Source organism: Paraburkholderia sp. USG1 (assembly GCF_031570135.1).
Lineage (GTDB): Bacteria > Pseudomonadota > Gammaproteobacteria > Burkholderiales > Burkholderiaceae > Paraburkholderia > Paraburkholderia dioscoreae.
In genome coordinates this window covers 103,706-121,863 of record NZ_JAMWXW010000009.1, presented here as the reverse complement: position 1 = coordinate 121,863, position 18,158 = coordinate 103,706, and the positions used below count along the sequence as shown (strand labels likewise).

Annotated in this window: 18 protein-coding genes and 1 tRNA gene; 1 reads left to right on the top strand and 18 read right to left on the bottom strand. The window is 59.1% G+C overall.

All coding sequences use genetic code 11. From position 1 onward, the window contains the following. Window positions 1-526: 526 nt before the first annotated feature. From NE850_RS14400 to NE850_RS14355, 10 genes are all read right to left on the bottom strand, one after another. Entirely contained in the window at window positions 527-1,576 is a 1,050-nt protein-coding gene (locus NE850_RS14400; RefSeq protein ID WP_165184463.1) for a porin, read from the bottom strand. A gap of 67 nt (window positions 1,577-1,643) precedes the next feature. Further along, window positions 1,644-2,780: a branched-chain amino acid ABC transporter substrate-binding protein gene (locus NE850_RS14395; protein WP_165184466.1), complete on the bottom strand. Its 1,137-nt coding sequence runs from the start codon at window positions 2,778-2,780 to the stop codon at window positions 1,644-1,646. A 56-nt stretch (window positions 2,781-2,836) separates the two neighbouring features. Then, window positions 2,837-3,595, bottom strand: a complete 759-nt coding sequence (locus NE850_RS14390; protein WP_165184468.1) for an aspartate/glutamate racemase family protein — start codon at window positions 3,593-3,595, stop codon at window positions 2,837-2,839. Window positions 3,596-3,607: 12 nt separating this feature from the next. Then, window positions 3,608-4,522 carry a fumarylacetoacetate hydrolase family protein gene (locus NE850_RS14385; protein WP_165184470.1) on the bottom strand — a complete coding sequence of 305 codons (915 nt, stop codon included), beginning with the start codon at window positions 4,520-4,522 and terminating at the stop codon, window positions 3,608-3,610. 20 nt (window positions 4,523-4,542) lie between these two features. After that, window positions 4,543-5,643 carry a cupin domain-containing protein gene (locus NE850_RS14380; protein ID WP_165184472.1) on the bottom strand — a complete coding sequence of 367 codons (1,101 nt, stop codon included), beginning with the start codon at window positions 5,641-5,643 and terminating at the stop codon, window positions 4,543-4,545. Continuing rightward, window positions 5,636-6,703 (bottom strand): carbon-nitrogen hydrolase family protein, encoded by a 1,068-nt coding sequence (locus tag NE850_RS14375; protein WP_165184475.1) that lies wholly within the window; start codon window positions 6,701-6,703, stop codon window positions 5,636-5,638. The genes NE850_RS14380 and NE850_RS14375 overlap by 8 nt, the downstream gene beginning before the upstream one ends. Continuing rightward, complete coding sequence (locus NE850_RS14370) at window positions 6,700-8,103, bottom strand: amino acid permease (RefSeq protein WP_165184477.1); 1,404 nt, start codon at window positions 8,101-8,103, stop codon at window positions 6,700-6,702. The genes NE850_RS14375 and NE850_RS14370 overlap by 4 nt, the downstream gene beginning before the upstream one ends. A 59-nt stretch (window positions 8,104-8,162) precedes the next feature. Continuing rightward, entirely contained in the window at window positions 8,163-9,425 is a 1,263-nt protein-coding gene (gene kynU, locus NE850_RS14365; protein WP_232064091.1) for a kynureninase, read from the bottom strand. After that, on the bottom strand, window positions 9,395-10,336 hold the full coding sequence (locus tag NE850_RS14360) for a tryptophan 2,3-dioxygenase (RefSeq protein ID WP_165184480.1): 942 nt from the start codon (window positions 10,334-10,336) through the stop codon (window positions 9,395-9,397). Before NE850_RS14360 ends, kynU begins: the two co-directional genes overlap by 31 nt. Then, window positions 10,333-11,175, bottom strand: coding sequence for an alpha/beta hydrolase (locus NE850_RS14355; RefSeq protein WP_165184482.1), 843 nt, complete (start codon window positions 11,173-11,175; stop codon window positions 10,333-10,335). Before NE850_RS14355 ends, NE850_RS14360 begins: the two co-directional genes overlap by 4 nt. A 177-nt stretch (window positions 11,176-11,352) precedes the next feature. On the opposite strand from NE850_RS14355, the gene NE850_RS14350 reads away from it, so the two are divergent. After that, window positions 11,353-11,823 carry an Lrp/AsnC family transcriptional regulator gene (locus NE850_RS14350; RefSeq protein ID WP_165184485.1) on the top strand — a complete coding sequence of 157 codons (471 nt, stop codon included), beginning with the start codon at window positions 11,353-11,355 and terminating at the stop codon, window positions 11,821-11,823. A 510-nt stretch (window positions 11,824-12,333) separates the two neighbouring features. Here NE850_RS14350 and NE850_RS14345 read toward each other — a convergent pair. The 8 genes from NE850_RS14345 to ybgC form a co-directional block, all read right to left on the bottom strand. Beyond that, a tRNA-Lys gene (locus NE850_RS14345) sits at window positions 12,334-12,409 on the bottom strand. A 182-nt stretch (window positions 12,410-12,591) separates the two neighbouring features. Beyond that, window positions 12,592-13,341, bottom strand: a complete 750-nt coding sequence (gene ybgF / locus NE850_RS14340; protein WP_007179124.1) for a tol-pal system protein YbgF — start codon at window positions 13,339-13,341, stop codon at window positions 12,592-12,594. Between the two features lie 19 nt (window positions 13,342-13,360). Beyond that, the gene (gene pal, locus NE850_RS14335; RefSeq protein ID WP_007179123.1) at window positions 13,361-13,870 is read right to left on the bottom strand and encodes a peptidoglycan-associated lipoprotein Pal; all 510 of its coding nucleotides are present in this window, start codon (window positions 13,868-13,870) and stop codon (window positions 13,361-13,363) included. A 32-nt stretch (window positions 13,871-13,902) separates the two neighbouring features. Continuing rightward, on the bottom strand, window positions 13,903-15,195 hold the full coding sequence (tolB, locus tag NE850_RS14330) for a Tol-Pal system beta propeller repeat protein TolB (protein WP_007179122.1): 1,293 nt from the start codon (window positions 15,193-15,195) through the stop codon (window positions 13,903-13,905). A 139-nt stretch (window positions 15,196-15,334) separates the two neighbouring features. Next, window positions 15,335-16,366: a cell envelope integrity protein TolA gene (gene tolA / locus NE850_RS14325; RefSeq protein WP_310698878.1), complete on the bottom strand. Its 1,032-nt coding sequence runs from the start codon at window positions 16,364-16,366 to the stop codon at window positions 15,335-15,337. Next, window positions 16,363-16,809, bottom strand: a complete 447-nt coding sequence (gene tolR, locus NE850_RS14320) for a protein TolR (RefSeq protein WP_007179120.1) — start codon at window positions 16,807-16,809, stop codon at window positions 16,363-16,365. Before tolR ends, tolA begins: the two co-directional genes overlap by 4 nt. A 10-nt stretch (window positions 16,810-16,819) precedes the next feature. Next, entirely contained in the window at window positions 16,820-17,497 is a 678-nt protein-coding gene (tolQ, locus tag NE850_RS14315) for a protein TolQ (protein ID WP_007179119.1), read from the bottom strand. Between the two features lie 156 nt (window positions 17,498-17,653). After that, entirely contained in the window at window positions 17,654-18,133 is a 480-nt protein-coding gene (gene ybgC, locus NE850_RS14310) for a tol-pal system-associated acyl-CoA thioesterase (protein WP_165187320.1), read from the bottom strand. Between the last annotated feature and the right edge of the window lie 25 nt (window positions 18,134-18,158).

Below are 18,158 nucleotides of genomic sequence, written 5' to 3'. Positions count from 1 at the left end.
ACCAACATTGATTCAAATCAAAATTGCCCTCATAGGATCGAGGGTTGGCCGTTTGGTGGGGGCTTGCTGCGTATTGCCGGCGGGCGTCGGGTCGGCATCATGTGGACGCCACGATTAGTCATTTGCGTTGTGAGGGCACTAGAGCGTGTCAATCTCGCCGGAACAGAAAACGTACGATAAGAATATTTGCATACATACGCCGAGTAATAGCTTGTAGGGCGAATTGGTGCGGAATAGTGGCGAAATGTCTTTATCCCGACTCACATGGAGGTCTTGGAGCCGCGCAGGTTGGCTGGTCGACTCTTCCTGCCGCCGGGATGTGCGGCAGTCGCTCGGCCACCTGTTGGATGCGGCGGTTCGAACTGTGCTTACAGCTGGACCATCTGATTGGAGTTTCATGTTTGGAGGATCGCAAACGGGATGATATCCGGCGAGGCCAGGGTTCACGTTAGCTGTGAGCGACCCGAAAATCGCCCACAGCCTTACACGCGCGTTCTGAACAAATCAGGCTACGCCGTGGTGTGTCTCAGAACCGGTGACGAATGCCGACCCGTACGCCCGACTGCACGTCGGAACTCGAAGGGTCGCCTAATGCCGCCTGTACCTGTGCGCCAAAAGCATGATCATGAGCGAGTGCCGCGACCGCATAAACGTCGGTACGCTTGGAAAGGCTGTAGTCCGCGGTCAGTGTCAACTGGTTTGCGCTAGCCAGATTGTTGTTTCGTTTCTGGAATTGCAAACCACCTCCAAACTGGAACGCGGGCGTCAGTCGGTAGGTCACACCCGTTTCCGCTGTCGTTGCACGTGGTCGATTTCCACCGCTCAGCCTGACATCCGTGACCAGGCCGAATAGCCGTGCTTGCCCGATGACGTAGGCGGCGCCGCCGGCGAACTCTTGCGAGTTGCCGCCGCCCGCGACATTGTGTTGCCCGTAATAGGCCAGTGACGCCATGAAGGGTCCATTCGCATAGTTGACGATGAAGCTGGATGTGCTGTTCGTGGCGACGGAGCCAGGCGTATTGCCAAAGCCGAACATGGCACCCGCTGAAAAGCCAGCAAATGTAGGTGTCATGTATTTGACCGCGTTATTGGTCTGGTCGCCCCATACGCGGTTATCCAATGCGTATCCCCCTGCCGCATAAGCCGGCAGACTCCATGCGAGAAGACCCGCCGGCGTATTCGACGCGACGGCATAGGCGGGCATCTGGTCGCCGATGAAGTCGTATTGCCGGCCAAGCGTCAATGCGCCCCACGGCCCCGACAATCCTACATAGGCCTGTCTGCCAAATTCCAGGCCACCTTGACCGAGTGCCCCATTTGACAGCTGGAAACCATTTTCCAGCACGAAGTCGACATGCTGTTGTCCGCCGATATCCTCCGTACCTTTCATGCCCCACCGGTCGCCCTGGGCGGATCCAGACACGAACTGCACGTTCGCGCCGTGCGAGCTACCGCTCTGGACGTTGTTGGTGTAGGTGACGCCGGCGTCCACCAGACCATACAAGGTCACGGATGACTGGGCAAAAGCCAGGCCGGAGACTGACGAGAAAAAAAAGATTGTCGCGGTCTTTTTCATAGTATGCCTAAATAAATAGTGCGATTAACGTAATGCGAAATTACCAATACCAATTGGTCGAAGTCGGTTACATCCTTTCGGCTTCAATAAGGGACCGCTTGCTGTCCTTATAACCGTAAAGAGATATCACGCCATGTTTCAGATCGCCCCTTGAGTCGAAGCTGGTTTCCCCTACGACTCCGCGATAGACGACTGACGGCATCGCTGCAACGATTTTGGCCGCATCAACGGAGTTGGCACGCTTCATTGCGTCGACGATGATGTAGACGGCGTCGTAAGTAAACGGGGCGTATAGCTGAATAGGCTGGCCGAAGCGCTTCTGGAACTTCGCCTGGAACGCGCTGCCGCCCGGCATACTCTCGAGGGCGGTGCCGGCTTCCGAACAGATCACGTTATTGACCGCGGCACCGGCGAGATCGGCGAGTTTCTCGCTACAAAGGCCGTCGCCGCCGAGCACTTTGGCCCGCACGCTCAAGTCCTTCGCCTGTTTTGTAAATGGACCGCCAGTCGCGTCCATGCCGCCGTACATCACGGCATCCGGGTTTTCGCCCTTGATTTTTGTCAGGATTGCCCGGAAGTCGATCGCTTTGTCGTTTGTGGCGTCATGCGACAGGACCGTCATACCGGCGGCCTTTGCGGCCTTTTCGAATTCGTTCGCAAGACCTTGACCGTAAGCGGTGCTGTCGTCAACGATCGCCACCGTTGAAACCTTCAGTTTGTTGCGGGCGTACGCTGCGAGCGCCGGACCTTGCTGCGCGTCAGTAGCCACCATCCGATAAGTCGTTTTGAAACCCTGGAGCGTGTAAGTCGGATTGGTTGCCGACGGCGAGATCTGGACAATATTTGCGTCGCTGTAGATCTTCGAAGCCGGGATCGAAGTGCCGGAGTTCATGTGGCCGACAACGGCGACAACGCGATCGTCCACGAGTCGCTGGGCAACCTGTGTTGCGGTACGCGGATCGGCTGCATCGTCTTGCGGATCCAGCTCAAGACGGACAGTCTCGCCGTTGATACGCAGCCCCTTCGCGTTGATCTCTTCGATGGCGAGGCGCGCGCCATTTTCATTGTCTTTTCCAAGATGAGCGATGGCACCGGTGAGCGGGGCAACGTGTCCGATCTTGACGGCGGTGTCCGCGCTAGCGGAGGCTGAGAAGGCAAAAGTGAGCAGGCAGGGGATGCCCGATGCCAGTAAAGGCTTTTTCATGACGTGTCTCCAGATGATATGAATGAGGGGCGTACCGGCCGCCCCTTCAGGTTCTTCTAGTAACGTCCCGACAACAATTCACCTGCGTTAGGGACATATGTGCGCAGGCCAAGCTTCTTCAACATTGCATAGGTAGTGCACACCGACGCTGAAACAACCGGCTTGCCGCATTCCTCCTGTACGGCCTGAATCGCGGCGAGGGAAGGCATTTGCACACACGCGGAAAGAACTACCGCGTCTGCATCTGACAGATCGAGCTGCCTGTAGATGGCCCGTAGTGCGTTCGGGTCGCGGGCTCCAACCTCGAGGTTGTCGGGAATCTCAAGTGCAAGATGGCTCATGACCCGGATGCCTTCCCGTTCGAGATAGTCGACAACCATTTGTGTCAGTGGCTTCATGTACGGCGCGATGAGCGCGATACGCTGAACGCCGAGTGTGCGCAGACCATCCACCAATGCTCCCGCGCTCGTCACGACCGGCGCGTAGCACCCGTTCTTCTCGACGACGCTGGTCAGTCTCTCTTCGGAAACGCGATGGTATCCGTGGCCCATGCTCATGATGGCCACGAGGCAGGCATATCCGAGCACATCGACCTGGGCGTCCGCGAGCTCTGCCGCGCATCGGTCTGAGTCGCGATCCATCGATTCGAGCTCTTCCTTCGTCACCTGCTTCATGCGCATGCGGCTTGAGTGGAACGTGAAGCGTTCTGGTTCGACCAGTTCCCGCGAATGCAGCATGGCCGGAATTTCCCGCTCCATTGTCACGTTCGAACTTGGGACGATCTGGCCAATGCGAAATATTCTGTTTGTTTCCATGAGATCCGGTCCTTAAATCGCCACAACTGGATTGCGGAGCGTGCCGATCCCTTCGACGTAGGCCTCCAGCACGTCACCCGGTACCATCCACTCCTGAGGGGTGCGTCCCGCGCCGACGCCGGCAGGCGTTCCCGTCGCAATGATGTCGCCGGGTTCCAGCGTCATCGCGGATGCAATGTCGGCGATCAGCGCGGGAATCCTGAAATACATCTGGGAGGTGTTGGCCTGCTGCATGACGCGTCCGTTCTTCGTGAGCGACAGCGCAAGGCCATGGGGGTCGGGGATCTCGTCGGCGGTCACAATGCACGGTCCCATCGGACAGTAGGTATCCTGACCTTTCGAGAATATCCATTGCCCCGCGCGACGATTGTCCCGCGCGCTGATGTCGTTAATCACCGTGTAGCCGAAAACGTGCGACATCGCCTGCGCTTCATCGATGCGTTTTGCGCTGCGTCCGATCACCACGGCGAGTTCAACCTCCCAATCCAGCTGCTGGGTAATCCGGCTATCGTGTTCGATCGCATCCCCCTGGCCGATGACACTGGTTGGCGGCTTGCTGAAAACGACCGGTTTGCCGGGCATTTCCCTGGCGGTGTCCAGGCTGCGGCTCGACTCTGCGACATGGTCCACGTAATTCAGTCCGATGCCGAAGATGTTCTTGCGCGGCTTTGGGATAGGAGCCAAAAGCCTCACATTGTCGATCAAGGTGGCGACTCCGACCGGCCACGCGTACCTGTGCATGTCGCAAAGACTTCGGAGAAGCTGGAGCGCGGGCGGCCCTGCGTCGATCAGATCGAGCATGGTCGCCGGAAGATCGGCGTGATCATGGGCGGCGAGTCTGGCAATATCGACGACGTACTCATCGATCAGTACGCCCGCCCGTGCGGCCTGCTCACGAGCTCGATCCTGATAGGTTACTAAACGCATTTGATGTCCTTGCTTGCGGTTTAAATGATCTGGTGCCCGTCGTTTGGAACGTAAGCCTCCTCGCGATAGATCGCGAGTGAGTTCATGACGGGGAAATCGTTAAAGGAGAAGAGACAGGCGTCATCGGAGGAGGACGCGTTCGCGTGTTCGTGCCACGCCCAGGAGGGAACGCAAAAGATGTCGTGCTCCTTCCAGTCGAACCGCTGGCCGCCGATGATCGAATGACCGCGGCCCTTGGCTACGTGGTAGATCACGTTGCCGGTATGCCGGTGAGCGCGCGTTGCTTCTCCGGCCCGAAGCATCTGCATCTGTGCGCCCATTGTCGGCATGACGGCACCACCGGTGAGCGGGTTGATGTATTCCATGACGAGGCCATCGAAAGGAGAGCCCTCCGTTGCCGTCGCATAAAGACGCAGCGCCTCGTAGGTGCTCTCCCAGGTGAATTTGAGCAGTGGCGAATACGATTTGGACCAGTCGGGCTCGAGCGGCTTGAGGGCGATATTGCCGTATTTGAAGTTGGACGCGTTCACTGGCCGCGCGACTTCCTGGTGCAGGTCGGGGTGCACCTGATAGAAATTTGCCTCAAGCGCGTTGATCAAGGGGATGTCTAGCCCATCCTGCCAGATGCATGGGGAGTGTCCGCCGTCGTTGCCGTGCTCGTGCCAGGTTCCATTTGGCGTGATGACAAAGTCGTTCGCCCGTAATGTAAGGCGTTCTCCATCGACGATGGTGTATGCACCGCTGCCCTCGATGATGAAGCGCAGCGCCGAAGCCATGTGGCGATGCGCCGACGCCGCCTCGCCCGGCTTCATCACCTGGATGCCGGTATAGAGCCAGCCAACGGCCGCGCTGACATCGCGACGTTTGGGGTTGGTCAGCATCACCACGCGGCGACCGGCATCCTCGGGTTTCACCAGTTCGAGCGATTTCAGGACGAGGGGTCTCAGGGCCTCGTAGCTCCAATGCATCGGCACTGCGTGCGACCTGGGCTCCCACGGTTCAATATCGTTTGCTACTGTCCACAGTGCGCCGGCTTCGTGCCTGGCCAGCTCGGCGTAGTAAGCGGTAAGTTCCGGCGTGTCGACAACACGGGCGCGGCCGGCAACGTTGTCGTCATGCATGGCGTTCCTCGCGAGTTTGAACGGGTGAGCTGACGTCCGTGAGCGGCGCCGACAGGTCGGCGGTCTCCGCGGCGGCGGTCTTTCGCGAGCCGGCGAGTTCCCGGATATCAATCGGCTGCTTCGGGCGCTTGTCCACGGCGAGATTGAACACGTCAAACCGGTTGTAGTGACCAAGAATGTCATGCATCTGCTTGGGCTGGATGCACCGCATGAGGTCGATTTCCGCGTAGGCAATTCCTTCCCGGTCGATCAGGGGCTCGGTTAGCAACCGCCCGTCCGGTCCGAAGATTCCCGAGAATGCGCTGTGCTCGCGTTCCAGGAGTTCGCGCGCGTGGGCATCGTCTCCGGCAACGCAATCGATGATCTCTTCGGACATGCTGGAGCAGGACACAATGGAGAAGAGCTTTCCCTCGAACGAGTGTGCCGCTGTTCGAACCTTGATTGCTTCGACCATGTCGTAATCCTTCGGGGCAACGGGCAACCCGATGTAGTTGGCGACATGGATCAGTTCACCCTGTGCAAGCAGCGAAAAGCGTGCAAGCGTATTGGTGTTCTCGCCGCAGGCCAGCGCGCCGAGGGGACCAATCTCGGTGTCGTACACGTTGAGCGAACTTCCGTCGCCACCTGTCCATGTCAGCTTTTCCGCCCACGTGGGCACCAGCTTGCGATGGCGGCCCAGCAGGCGTCCATCGGCGCCGATAAACAGAACAGTGTTGTAGAGTGTCCCGTAGCTGTGAGCTCCCCGTTCGTTCACGCCGATCACGACAAAGCAGTTGGCGGCGCGGGCGGCAGCGCACAGCCGGTCGGTGTGGGGGCCCGGAACATCGATTGAGTTCACGTAAAGCCGCTCATACCAGGCGCTCCCCTCGACAGGAGTCATCGTCCAGTTCCAGTACGGGTAACCCGCCACGAAGGCTTCCGGAAAGGCAACGAGGCGAGTTCCTTCTCTCGCCACTTCGGCGATCAGCGAGCATGCAAGCTCGACAGTTGCATCCGCATTGAGAAAAACCGGGGCGGACTGCACGGCTGCCGCGACGAATTTGTTCGGGTAGATTTTCATACGGTATCCTTTGCGAGATTGCGGGAGACGGCGCGTCCTTTAACGAACGGGAACACCACGCTCAGGACGACGAGAAGAGGTATGCCGGTGAGCAACGTCATGCGGAACGCGGGCAGGAGCAGTGTTGTTGCCATCACGCAAAACATCAGCACGCCACCAGCGATGGTCAGGAACGGAAACCCCCAGATCCGGAAGCTGAGTGTCGCGTCGTCTCTATCGGCAATGCGCCGGAAGCGGTAATGCGTGACAAAAATCATGAACCAGGCGAACAGCGCGCCAAACATGGCGATGGACATCATCAGCAGGAACGAGTCTTGGGGAACGACGATGCTGCAAACCGCCGCGAATCCGACGCCGAAGGTCGAGAAAATGAGCGACCTCAAGGGACTACCATTCCTGTTCACCTTGCCGAGAAAAGCTGGAGCGTGGCCTGCGCGGGACAGGCTGAAAATCATGCGCGTTGCCACGTAAAGTTGAGCGTTCATTGCGGATAGGGCCGCGGTCAGAACGACGAAATTCATGATGCTTGCGCCAAAAGGAACGCCAAGCAATTGCATGACCAGAACGAATGGACTTTGGCCCGTACCGGCCGATTGCCAGGGGACAATCGCAACCATCAGCGCGACCGTAAAGATGTAGAAAAAGAACAGTCTGAAAAATGCCGATTTGAATGCGCTGCGCGCTGCCTGTTGAGGATGCGTGGCTTCGCCCGCAGCGACGGCGATGAATTCGATTCCTATGAAGCTGAATATCGCAATGACTACGGCGAACCACGTTCCAGACAGACCTTTAGGGAAGAATCCATTCTGGGAAAGGTAGTTGTGAAAGCCGATGTCGCTATTGGCCGGCGCACGGTAAATCATGTAGCTGCCCACTAGAATGAACGCGACAATAGCGATGACCTTGATAATTGCAAACCAGTACTCGGCCGTTCCGAAGATCTTGACGCTGCTGGCATTTACCAGGATCAGCAACGCGGAGAACAAGGTGACCCAGAGCCACCCAGGCGAACCGGGAAACCAGAATTTCATATAGACGGAAATTGCAGTGACTTCTGCCCCGATGACCAGAACGACCGACACCCAGTAAGCGTAGCGAACCAGAAAACCCATCCATTCGCCGAGATAATGTTCTGCGTAGGCGCCGAATGAACCGGTCGTGGGATGGGCTACTACCATTTCGCCGAGGCAACCCATCAGAAGTAGTGCCACGACTGCGCCGATTGCATAGCTCAGAATGACGCTCGGCCCCGCCATCTGGATCGCAGCACCGCTACCGAGAAAGAGCCCGGTCCCGATTGCACTTCCGATGGCGATCATTGTTAACTGGGGCTGCGTCAGCCGTTTTTCGAGGTCACCTTCCCGTGTGGCGATCGCACTAAAATTTCGTTGTACTGACATAATGTCTCCGTCCATTTCTCTTCAGATGCCGGCGCGTTCCACGCGCCGGCACGATTGCACTAGGTGAAATCCCGTCTTTGCTGATATTCCGGCTTATCCCACGCACGTTCTTTCATGATTCCGTCGATTGCGTCGACAAGCTGATGAACTTCGTCCTCGGTGTTGTAGAGCGGGGCGAATCCGAATCGCATGTAATCAGGCATGCGGAAGTCGCCAATGATTTTGCGGCGTGAGAGTTCCTGCATGACTGCATAACCCTGCGTGTGGCGCAGCGAAACATGACTGCCCCGAATGGCGGGGTCGCGAGGCGACGCTACGACAAAGCCGTGTGTTGCAAGCTGCCGGTCGGCGCTATCGATAAATAGCTGCGTCAATTGCAGACTCTTGCCGCGGATATCGTCGATTGAGACACCTTCGAAAATGTCCAGTGCGCGCGACAGGACCGAAAGGCCGATGACCGGGTTGGTGCCGCACAGGAAGCGATCAGTGCCTTCAGCCGGTGCGTATTTCTGCGCGAAATCGAACGGGCGGGCGTGGCCGAACCATCCGGCGAGAGGCTGCTCGCAGGCGCTAACATGGCGGGCTGCTACATAGAGGTAAGCAGGGGCGCCGGGGCCGCCATTCAGGTATTTATAGCCGCAGCCGACCGCGAAATCGGCCCCGCTTTTGTCGAGATCGCAGGGTACGGCCCCGGCAGTGTGGGACAGATCCCAGACGATCAGCGCGCCGGCGTCATGCGTGGCACGTGTGAATTCCTCCATGTTGTAGATTTCGGCGCTGCGGTAGTCGACGTGTGTCAGGACTACCGCTGCCACCTGGTCGTCGAGTCGCGAAGGAATCTCCTTGGCGGGAACGGCGTCTACCGTCAGTCCGAACAGGCGCGCCACCTGGTCCACGATGTAGAGATCGGTCGGAAACGCGTCCGCATCCGTGACGATTTTCCTTCTGCCGGGTCTGAGCCGCACCGCGCTTACCAGCACCTTGAACAGGTTGACCGACGTGGAGTCACACGCGACCACTTCGTCGGGGCGTGCACCGATCAGCGCCGCGAGTTTTGCACCAGCCCGCTGCGGCAGCGTCCTCCATTCGGCGCTGTGCCACGAACTGATCAGCCCGTTGCCCCATTCATGGGTAATGACATTTGACGCGTGAAGCTGGACCACCTTCGGCATCAACCCTAATGAGTTGCCGTCGAAATATCGTACGCCGTCGGGGATGTGGAATCGTTCGCGTGTATTGGCGAGCGTATTGTCTTCAGGCATTGCAGACCTGTCTGTAAGAGGGGGGTTCATCAGGCGCCCAGTACGGTCCGGATTGCCCAAAGTTCGGGGAAGAATCGGTGCTCAACCACGTGTTTGAGCCAGCCAACGCCGGCCGATCCGCCGGTCCCGGGCTTGAAGCCAAGAATGCGTTCGACGGACGTAAAGTGGCGCCAGCGATATTGTGAGAAAAGATCGGCAATTTCGATCAACCCTTCGCCGAGTTGGTAGAGGTCGTTGTCCGGTGTGGGGTCCGCATAGACTTCGAGCCACGCCTTTTCGACCTCGGGATTCGAAGCATATGTCTCGGACCAGTTCCGGCTCAGTGCAGCGTCCGGAACGGTAATGCCCCTGCGCTTCAGCAGGGCAAGCACGTCGTCGTACAGGCTGGGCGAGTCGAGTGCCGCCTTGAGCTGAGGGTAGACGTCCGGATTGTTTGCGTGTGCCTGGGAGAGCCGCACAGACTTGTTGCCGAGGATGAATTCGACGTGCCGGTACATGTACGATTGCTGGCCGGAGGAAACGCCGAGGCAGTCACGGAATTCGTTGAATCCGCTCGTTGTGATCGTCGACAGTACATCCCAGGTTTTGACGAGATACTCGAAGAGTCGCTTGATTCGCGGGACGAGCGCGAGCGCACCGGCGACGTCGTCTGCCTTGATGCGCAGTTGCATGTTGTAGGCTTCGTAGTGAAGCGCCTTGAAGGTGAGCTCCTTGCATTGCGTCATCAGAATGAAGACCATTTCATCGTGACCTTCGCTGCGCATGTGCTGGATGCTGAGCAACAGATCGTTGCGGTGGTAATCGATGAACGGATTGCTCTTCCCGCCAAATGCGACCAGCGGTTCGCCTGCCGTTGTCTTGACGGTTTCCTCGCGGCTCTCGTCCGTGGAGATATCCACGTTCCGGACGAGCGACAACTCAAGTACAGGGTCGCGGACCTCGGGGATGACACGCTTGCGCAATGTAGTCATGATTTCTCTCCAAGTAGTAGTTCGATGGTTTCGGCGCCGAGTCGGGTAGCCGGATCTGTCAGATCGAAAAGAATGTCGAAATGGTTTCTGCCGGGCACTTCGTAACAGGACACGGACGCGCCTGCCCGCGTGAGCTGGGAAGCGTATTCGCGGCTTTGACGTTTGAATTCGCCTGTTTCATGTTCGCCCCAGCACACCACGGTGGGAACCGTTGCGTAGGCCGTCGAGAACAGAGGGCTGACGGCCGTCGCGCTCTGAATGTCCAGCCCTAGCGGCTCGTTGATGTACGTCGTTACGAGGGGGCGCAGGTCATAGACGCCGGATAGCAGCACAGCCCCATGGAAGGGTGCGGTCTTCAGTCCGCACCTTTGCCAGTCGGTCGAGATCAGCATTGCCGCCAGATGAGCTCCAGCGGAGCTTCCTGCGATGACAATCCGGGTGTCGGGCCTTGAACTGGCGAGCTTCTTCAGCGCTTTTGCACTTTGCGCGACGATTGTGCCGACGGACGCATGCGGTGCCAGCGTGTAGTTCACGGCGGCGTAAGCAATGCCGCTGGACAGCAGTGAATCAGCGGGAAAACAGGAGTCTTCCGCGGACAGATCCTGCCAGTATCCCCCGTGAAAGAAGACAAGTAGCGAATCGGCAACCCGCCCCGGCGACTCGAACAGAATGACGTATTCGTCAGGTGTCTCGCCATAGTTCAGACGCAGCGACTTTGCGCGGGCCAGCGTACGGTGGCTGCTCTCTCCGTAGTTCGCGACGACCTCGCGATAATTTGCGGCGACTGAACTCGGCGAATACGCTTTGTCCAGATCTTCAGGTGTTAGGGTCTTCCACATTGATCGCTCCTCCAACTGCGATCATTGTAGGTATGCAAAAGAGATTTGTTTTTTCGATTTTTGCTGTCAGGATGTCGAATATCGGCAAGACATTTCAGTGGGTGTCATGTAAAAGGCAAGTTATGCCCGCTTGTGCCGCTAAACACTTAAAACCAACCATCCCGAATAGAGGAATTCATGGACCAGCTTCTGTCTTCTGCGGATCGGGACATCCTTGCCTGCCTGCAGGCGGACCCGCGCATATCGATGTCTGCACTTGCTGAGAAGACGAACAGCTCAGTATCGCCATGCTGGCGGCGTGTGAAGCGCATGGAAGAGGTCGGCATAATTGACGGCTACGGCCTGCTGCTAAACCGCAAGGCCCTTGGCTTGGGCATAGATGCGTTTGTGTTTGTGAAGATAACGTCTCATCACGAGCGAGATGCGGTGGAGTTCGAGCACGCTCTTGACGCCATCGATCAGGTTTTGTCCTGTTACATCCTGTCGGGCGAGGAAGACTATCTGTTACGGGTAGTAGCAACAGATCTTGATGCGTTCGCCAATTTCAGTCGGAAGGTGCTTGCGGCGTTGCCGCATGTGCGGGAGGTCCGCAGCGCATTCGTCATGCATACAATCAAGGAGTCACATCGATTGCCTTTGCCGGGATGACCGTCGCGTGGCGGAAAAACGGGGCGATTGGCGGCGTTACGATCGATCTGCTCGTCAAGGTTGCCGATGAGGGGGATGCGGACGAGCGCTTCGTTTGTGCACAAACTTGGATGGTGGGTTCGGTATGGTTGCCGCGTTGCATAGGCTGCGTAGCTTGTTGCTGGATCTTCTGGCGGTCGATTTGCAGACGTAGTTGAAAAGCGAATCTTTGAAATATGGAATCGCGGGAACATCCGTGCGTCGACGGTGGAATCGCTTGTAGTCTTGCACGTATTCACTGTTTCGCCGGAGAGGCCAAGACCGGATGGACGGGCAAGGAGGCGTGCATTTGCATATTGTTTTTCGTCGCGGCAGTCGTCAGCATGGGCTAGGAAAGACGATGCTGGGCGGAGAGGGGTGGGCAGCCATTTTCACGGGTGCCTCAATGGAATTCGTTTCAGATGGTGGCGACCGCATTCGTAATTACCAAAGAAAAAGGGCCTAGCGCGAACGCTAGGCCCTTGAATCTTTTGGTAGGCCGTACGGGATTCGAACCTGTGACCAACGGATTAAAAGTCCGCTGCTCTACCAGCTGAGCTAACGACCCAAAAGAGAAGCGAAATTATAGCGATAGCCGCAGAGAGATGTCAACCCATCGCGACCTCGGCGCTACCGGCACTTCAGATAGTGAAAAGCCCGGATAGCAATACCCGGGCTTTCCAGCGAGAGGCGCGCGTGGCTATGAATTCGGACACTGCGCGTTACTGCCAACTGCTTAATCGATACCCACTACTTGATCTGCGACAGCTTGCTCTGAGCCGATTGCGCGACGTCCGAGCCGCCGTACTGCGCGACGATCTGCTCCAGCGTCTTGCGGGCCGCGGCCTTCTGACCTTGCTCGAGCTGATTGTTCGCAATCGCGAGCAGCGCTTCCGGCGCACGCGGATGCTGCGGATAGTTCTTCACCACACCTTGCCAGGTCGCCGTCGAGCCCTTGTAGTCGCGCAGCGCGTACAACGCGTTGCCCAGCCAGTACTGCGCGGTCGGCTGGTAAGGGCTGTTCGGGAACTTGGAGATGAAGGTGCGGAACGACGCCGCCGCATTCTTGAAGTCGCCGTTGCGGAACTGCTGCGAAGCCGCGTTGAACGACTCGGTCTCACCCGGCTGCACCTCGCCCTGGACGCCGTCCACCGTTTGCTGCTGCGGCTCGAATTTCTTCAGGCGCGTGTCCAGATCGGTGTAGTAGTCCTTTTGCTGCTTCTGCAGCGTGGCGAGCTGATTGCCCATGTCCTCGTTCTGCCCACGCAGCGTAGCGACCTGCTGATTCAACTGGTCGAGACGGTTGGACTGATCGAGGATCGTGCGTTGCGCGGCCGACAACTGACTCGACAGGCTATCGGTCTTCGAACGCAGATCGAGAATGGCCTGACGGGCCTGATCGTCGTCGAAGATGCCCGCATGCGCGGGCACGGCCGCGAAGGCCATGCCCGCGACGCAGGCCGCTGCGGCAAACCGCAGCCAGGAGAAACGATGCGTCATTCGGCTCATCACCCGTTACTTACTGTTGATACACGAGGTCGGCGCGGCGGTTTTGTGCCCACGACGATTCGTCATGACCCGTAGCTTGCGGCTTTTCCTTGCCGAGGCTCACGGCTTCCATTTGCGAGTCCGTCACGCCCATCAGCGACAGCGAACGGCGCACAGCTTCAGCACGTTTCTGGCCGAGTGCCAGGTTGTACTCGCTGGTGCCGCGTTCGTCGGTGTTGCCCTGGATCAGGACGTGCCGTTGCGGATGGCTCTTCAGGTATTGCGCGTGTTGTTGCAGCAGCGATTGGTAGTCGTCCTTCACCGAGTAGCTGTCGAAGTCGAAGTAGATGCTGCGCTTGGCAAGCGGGCTGTTCGGATCGTTCAGCGGATCGACATTGACCGTCGCGACATCGTTCGGGTTCGGCTGTGCCGAGACCGAACCACCCTTGTTGGCGTTTTCGTCGAGCTTGACGCCCGAATGACATGCGGCCAACGCGCCGACCATCAATACAGCAAATGCGAAACGAAGTTTAGACATCATTTTGTTACTCTCCTTGTGTTATTGCATCAACGTTATTGCATAAACGGGCCCCAGGACGGCTCGCGTACGCTGCCACCCTGAACGGACAGGACCTGCCGAGTGCGACCGTCGGTCGATACTGCGGCCAACACGCCACGGCCGTTCACCTGTGTGGCGTAAAGGATGTACTGACCATTCGCCGCGAAGCTCGGCGATTCGTCATGTGTCGTGTCCGTCAGGCCAGTGGCTGTGTTGCCTTGCAGGTCCTGGATATAAAGCTTGAACCCGCCGCCGACGCGCGAGATATAAGCGAGCTGTTTGCCGTCCGGGCTCACGCGTGGGCTGGTGTTGTAGCTGCCCGTGAACGTGACGCGTTGCGCGGCGCCGGCGTTTTCGCCCTGGGCCGACATCTTGTAGATCTGCGGTTGGCCGCCACGGTCGCTGGTGAAATAGATCGACTGGCCGTCGGGCGAGAAGCACGGTTCGGTGTCGATCGAGCTGCCTTGCGTGAGACGCCGCAGGCCGCTGCCGTCTGCATTGACGGCGAAAATCTGCGTGTTGCCGGTGCGCGAGAGCGCGACGGCCAGCGTGCGTCCATCTGGCGACCAGGCTGGCGCGCTGTTGTTGCCCTTCTGGTCCGAAACCACGATGCGGCGGCCCGTGGGCAGATCGTGGATGTAGACGATCGGCTTTTTCTTCTCGAACGAAACGTAAGCGACCTTGGTGCCGTCAGGCGACCATGCCGGCGAGATGATCGGCTCGGGGCTCGACAGCGCGATATGCGCGTCCTGGCCGTCCGAATCGGAGATCTGCAATTGATAACGGCCGCCCGTCTTGATGACGTACGACAGGCGCGTGGCGAACACGCCGCGGCCGCCCATCAGCTTCGCGTAAATATAGTCCGCGACCTTGTGCGCGCTCATGCGCAAGCCGCTTTCCGGGCTCACCAGCACGAGGCCGCCGAGGCTTTCGCCCTTGACGGTGTCGTACAGCTTGAAGCGCACTTCATACTGGCCGTTCGGCAGGCGGTTCACGCTGCCCGACACGAACGCATTGGCGCCCTTGGCTTTCCAGCTGCCGAGGTCGACGGAATCCGTTTCGGACACTGGCGTTGAGCCCGCGTCGATGTTCGTGAATTTGCCGCTGCGTTGCAGATCCTGACGCACGATCGTGCTGACCTGCTGCGGCGAGTTCGCTTCATTGGCGAAATTCGCCGTTGCGATCGGAAACTGGGTGGACCCGACGCCCGTCACGAGGACGTTGAGTTGTGCGTTGGCGGCACCGCCGACGGCGATCAGGCACGACGCTACAAGTGTCCGCAGGCCTAGCTTGGTCATCAAACTCATGCTGTATGGATTCCCCAAAAACGGTTTTACTAACGCTTCAAGACAGCAGACAGACCCGCAAAGAACTAATTCGTTCCCGAGCGCGCCCCCGTGGGCGGGGCGCCGTGTCTGCTGTCAACTGACTGTCAAACTACTGGAATCAACCGGCCGGGCGCAACGTAATCAGGAAGCTGGTCGGTGTCTTGCCATTAATGTCCTGAGGCATCGGATCAGTACGCTGGACGGCTCGCAGCGCCGCGTCGTCCCATGCCGGGTTGCCGCTGCTGCGCGAAATCGTTGCGCCAAGCAAGGTGCCGGTCGGCGAGCAACGCACGGAGACCACTGTCTCCAGACCACTCGTTTCACCACCCCAGGTGATATTCGGGCGCACCGCACGACGCACCTTGTCGGAATAACCCGCCGATGCTGCAGTACCACCCGAGCCGCTACCCGTGCCGCTCTTTCCAAGCCCATCGCTGGTGGTCGAGCCGGTGCCGGCGGCGGCGAGACCCTGCATCTGCGCGAGCCGCGCGCGGCGCTCCGCATCCAGTTTCTTCGCTTGCGCCGCAGCGTCCGCTTGCGCCTTGGCCTTCGCAGCTTTCTGCGCGTCGGCCTTCTTCTGCGCCTCAGCGTCGGCTTGCTTCTGCTGTTCCTGCTGCTGTTCCTGCTGCTGTTCTTTCAACTGCTGCTGCTTTTGCTGCTCGGCCAATTGCTGTTGTTTCAGCTTGCTGGCCTCCTGCTGCTGTTGCTTCTGTTTGGCTGCCGCAGCCTTCTGCGCGGCAAGTTGCGCTGCCTGGTCCGCGGCCAACTGCTGCTGACGCTTCGCCTCGGCTTCCTGCTGGGCCTGCAGCTTTTGCTGACGCTGCTGTTCGGCCAACTGAGCCTGACGAGCCGCTTCCTGTTGCTGGCGCTTTTTTTCCTGCAACGCGATGTCGGCCTGTTCGTCGCGTACGGGTGGGGCAGGAGCCACGGGCACCGGCGCCGGCGGCGGAACGGGACGCGGGATCGCCGTGTCCGGCACTTCAGTCCACAGCTCCGCTTCCGCGCCTTCGGGCGTACTGTTTTGCCACTGAATGCCGTGATACAGGAAGAACCCGAGCAGCGCGTGCATCACGAGAGCGAACACAAAGGCTCGCCCGGTGCCGCGTTCACGCGGTGGCTGGAGGGGGTATTCGGAATTCTTGCGGATCATTGCGATTTGACGAGCAATCCAACGCGCTTGACGCCGCGCGCTTTCAGCTCGGACATCACATTCATCACGACTTCGTACTTGACGGTCTTGTCGGCGGCGATCACGACGGGCTGATCGGGATGCGATTGCGCGCGCTCGGCGATGAAGCCGTTCAGATCGGCCTTGGTCATGTCTTCCTGCTGCTGCGCACCCGAATCGTCCTTGTATTTGACGCTCATGTTGCCGTCCGCGCGAATGTTCACGATGACGGGCGGCGTTTGCTGCTGGGGCGCCGCGCCGCCGACGGTCGGCAGATTGACGATCGACGGGGCCACGAGCGGCGCGGTCACCATGAAGATCACGAGCAGCACGAGCATCACGTCGATGTACGGCACGACATTGATGTCGGCCATCGCGCGGCGCGAGCGGCTGCCGCGCATGCTGGAGGAGCGAGAGCCTGCCATCGTGGACTCCTTACTGTGCCTGGCGCTGCAGAATGTTCGAGAATTCTTCGATGAAGGTCTCGAAGCGGATCGCCAGACGGTCGATGTCGTGCGCGTAGCGATTGTAGGCAACCACGGCCGGAATCGCAGCGAACAGGCCAATTGCGGTAGCGGTCAGCGCTTCGGCGATGCCCGGTGCGACGTTCGCCAGCGTAGCCTGCTGCACGTTGGCGAGGCCGCGGAACGCGTTCATGATCCCCCACACCGTGCCGAACAGACCGATATACGGGCTGACCGAGCCAACCGAGGCGAGAAACGCGAGATTGGCTTCGAGCACGTCCATTTCACGCTGGAACGCGGCACGCATGGCACGCCGCGCGCCGTCGAGAATTGCACCAGGATCATTAAGGCGTTTTTCCTTGCCTTTCAGGAATTCGCGCATGCCGGACTCGAAAATCCGCTCCAGTGCGCCGATGGTGTGGCGGTTGTTCGCGGCGCTCTGATAAAGCGCCTGCAGGTCGCCACCCGACCAGAAATCGCGTTCGAAACGCTCAGTTTGCGCGCGCGCCCGGCGGATCGCAAACCACTTGCGGAAGATGAAAGTCCACGACAACAGGGACAGCAGCAGCAGCAGAGCCATGACGGCCTGCGCCAGTAGGCTCGCATTGAGTACGAGGGAAACGATCGACAGATCTTGTGTAGTGTTCATAAAGGTTCGTTTTAACGTCCCGGGAAGGGGGCGTCCGGCTGCAAGGCTCATCGAAGCTTGCCGTGGGCAAAACGGAAGCGTCGGCGATATTGCGAGCCGAACCATGCTTTGTGTTGCTGGATCGTTACGAGTTCACTGGCCCCGTAACAACGGGGTTCAGTCATTGTCCGTTGACACACCGCTAGCGCTCGCGCCGGGTCCGCGCCGCAAAGCGGCGAGGACCGGTGGAGGAATCGCGGCCGGCCGCAGTGCAATGCGGTCGACGCAGCCTACCCGGATGGAACCGGTAGCAAGCAGCGTGCCTTCCCGCCATGCCTCCTGCGCGAAATCGACCGACGCCCGGCCCAGACGCTCGATCCGGCAGACTACGCGGACCACGTCGTCGAGCCGGGCCGGCGCCCGGTAATCGACCGCGGTGCTGCGGACGATGAAAATCGCGCCCGTTTCTTCCGCGAGCCGATTCTGGTCGACGCCACATGCGCGCAGCCATTCGGTGCGCGCCCGTTCAAAAAATTTCAGGTAGTTCGCGTAAAACACGATGCCGCCGGCGTCGGTATCTTCGTAATACACGCGGATGGGCCACGTGTAGCCGATTTCCGCGCCGGGCTGGCTGGTCGACATATTCATGCGGCGCATTTTACCGGAACGCACACCCCAAGGT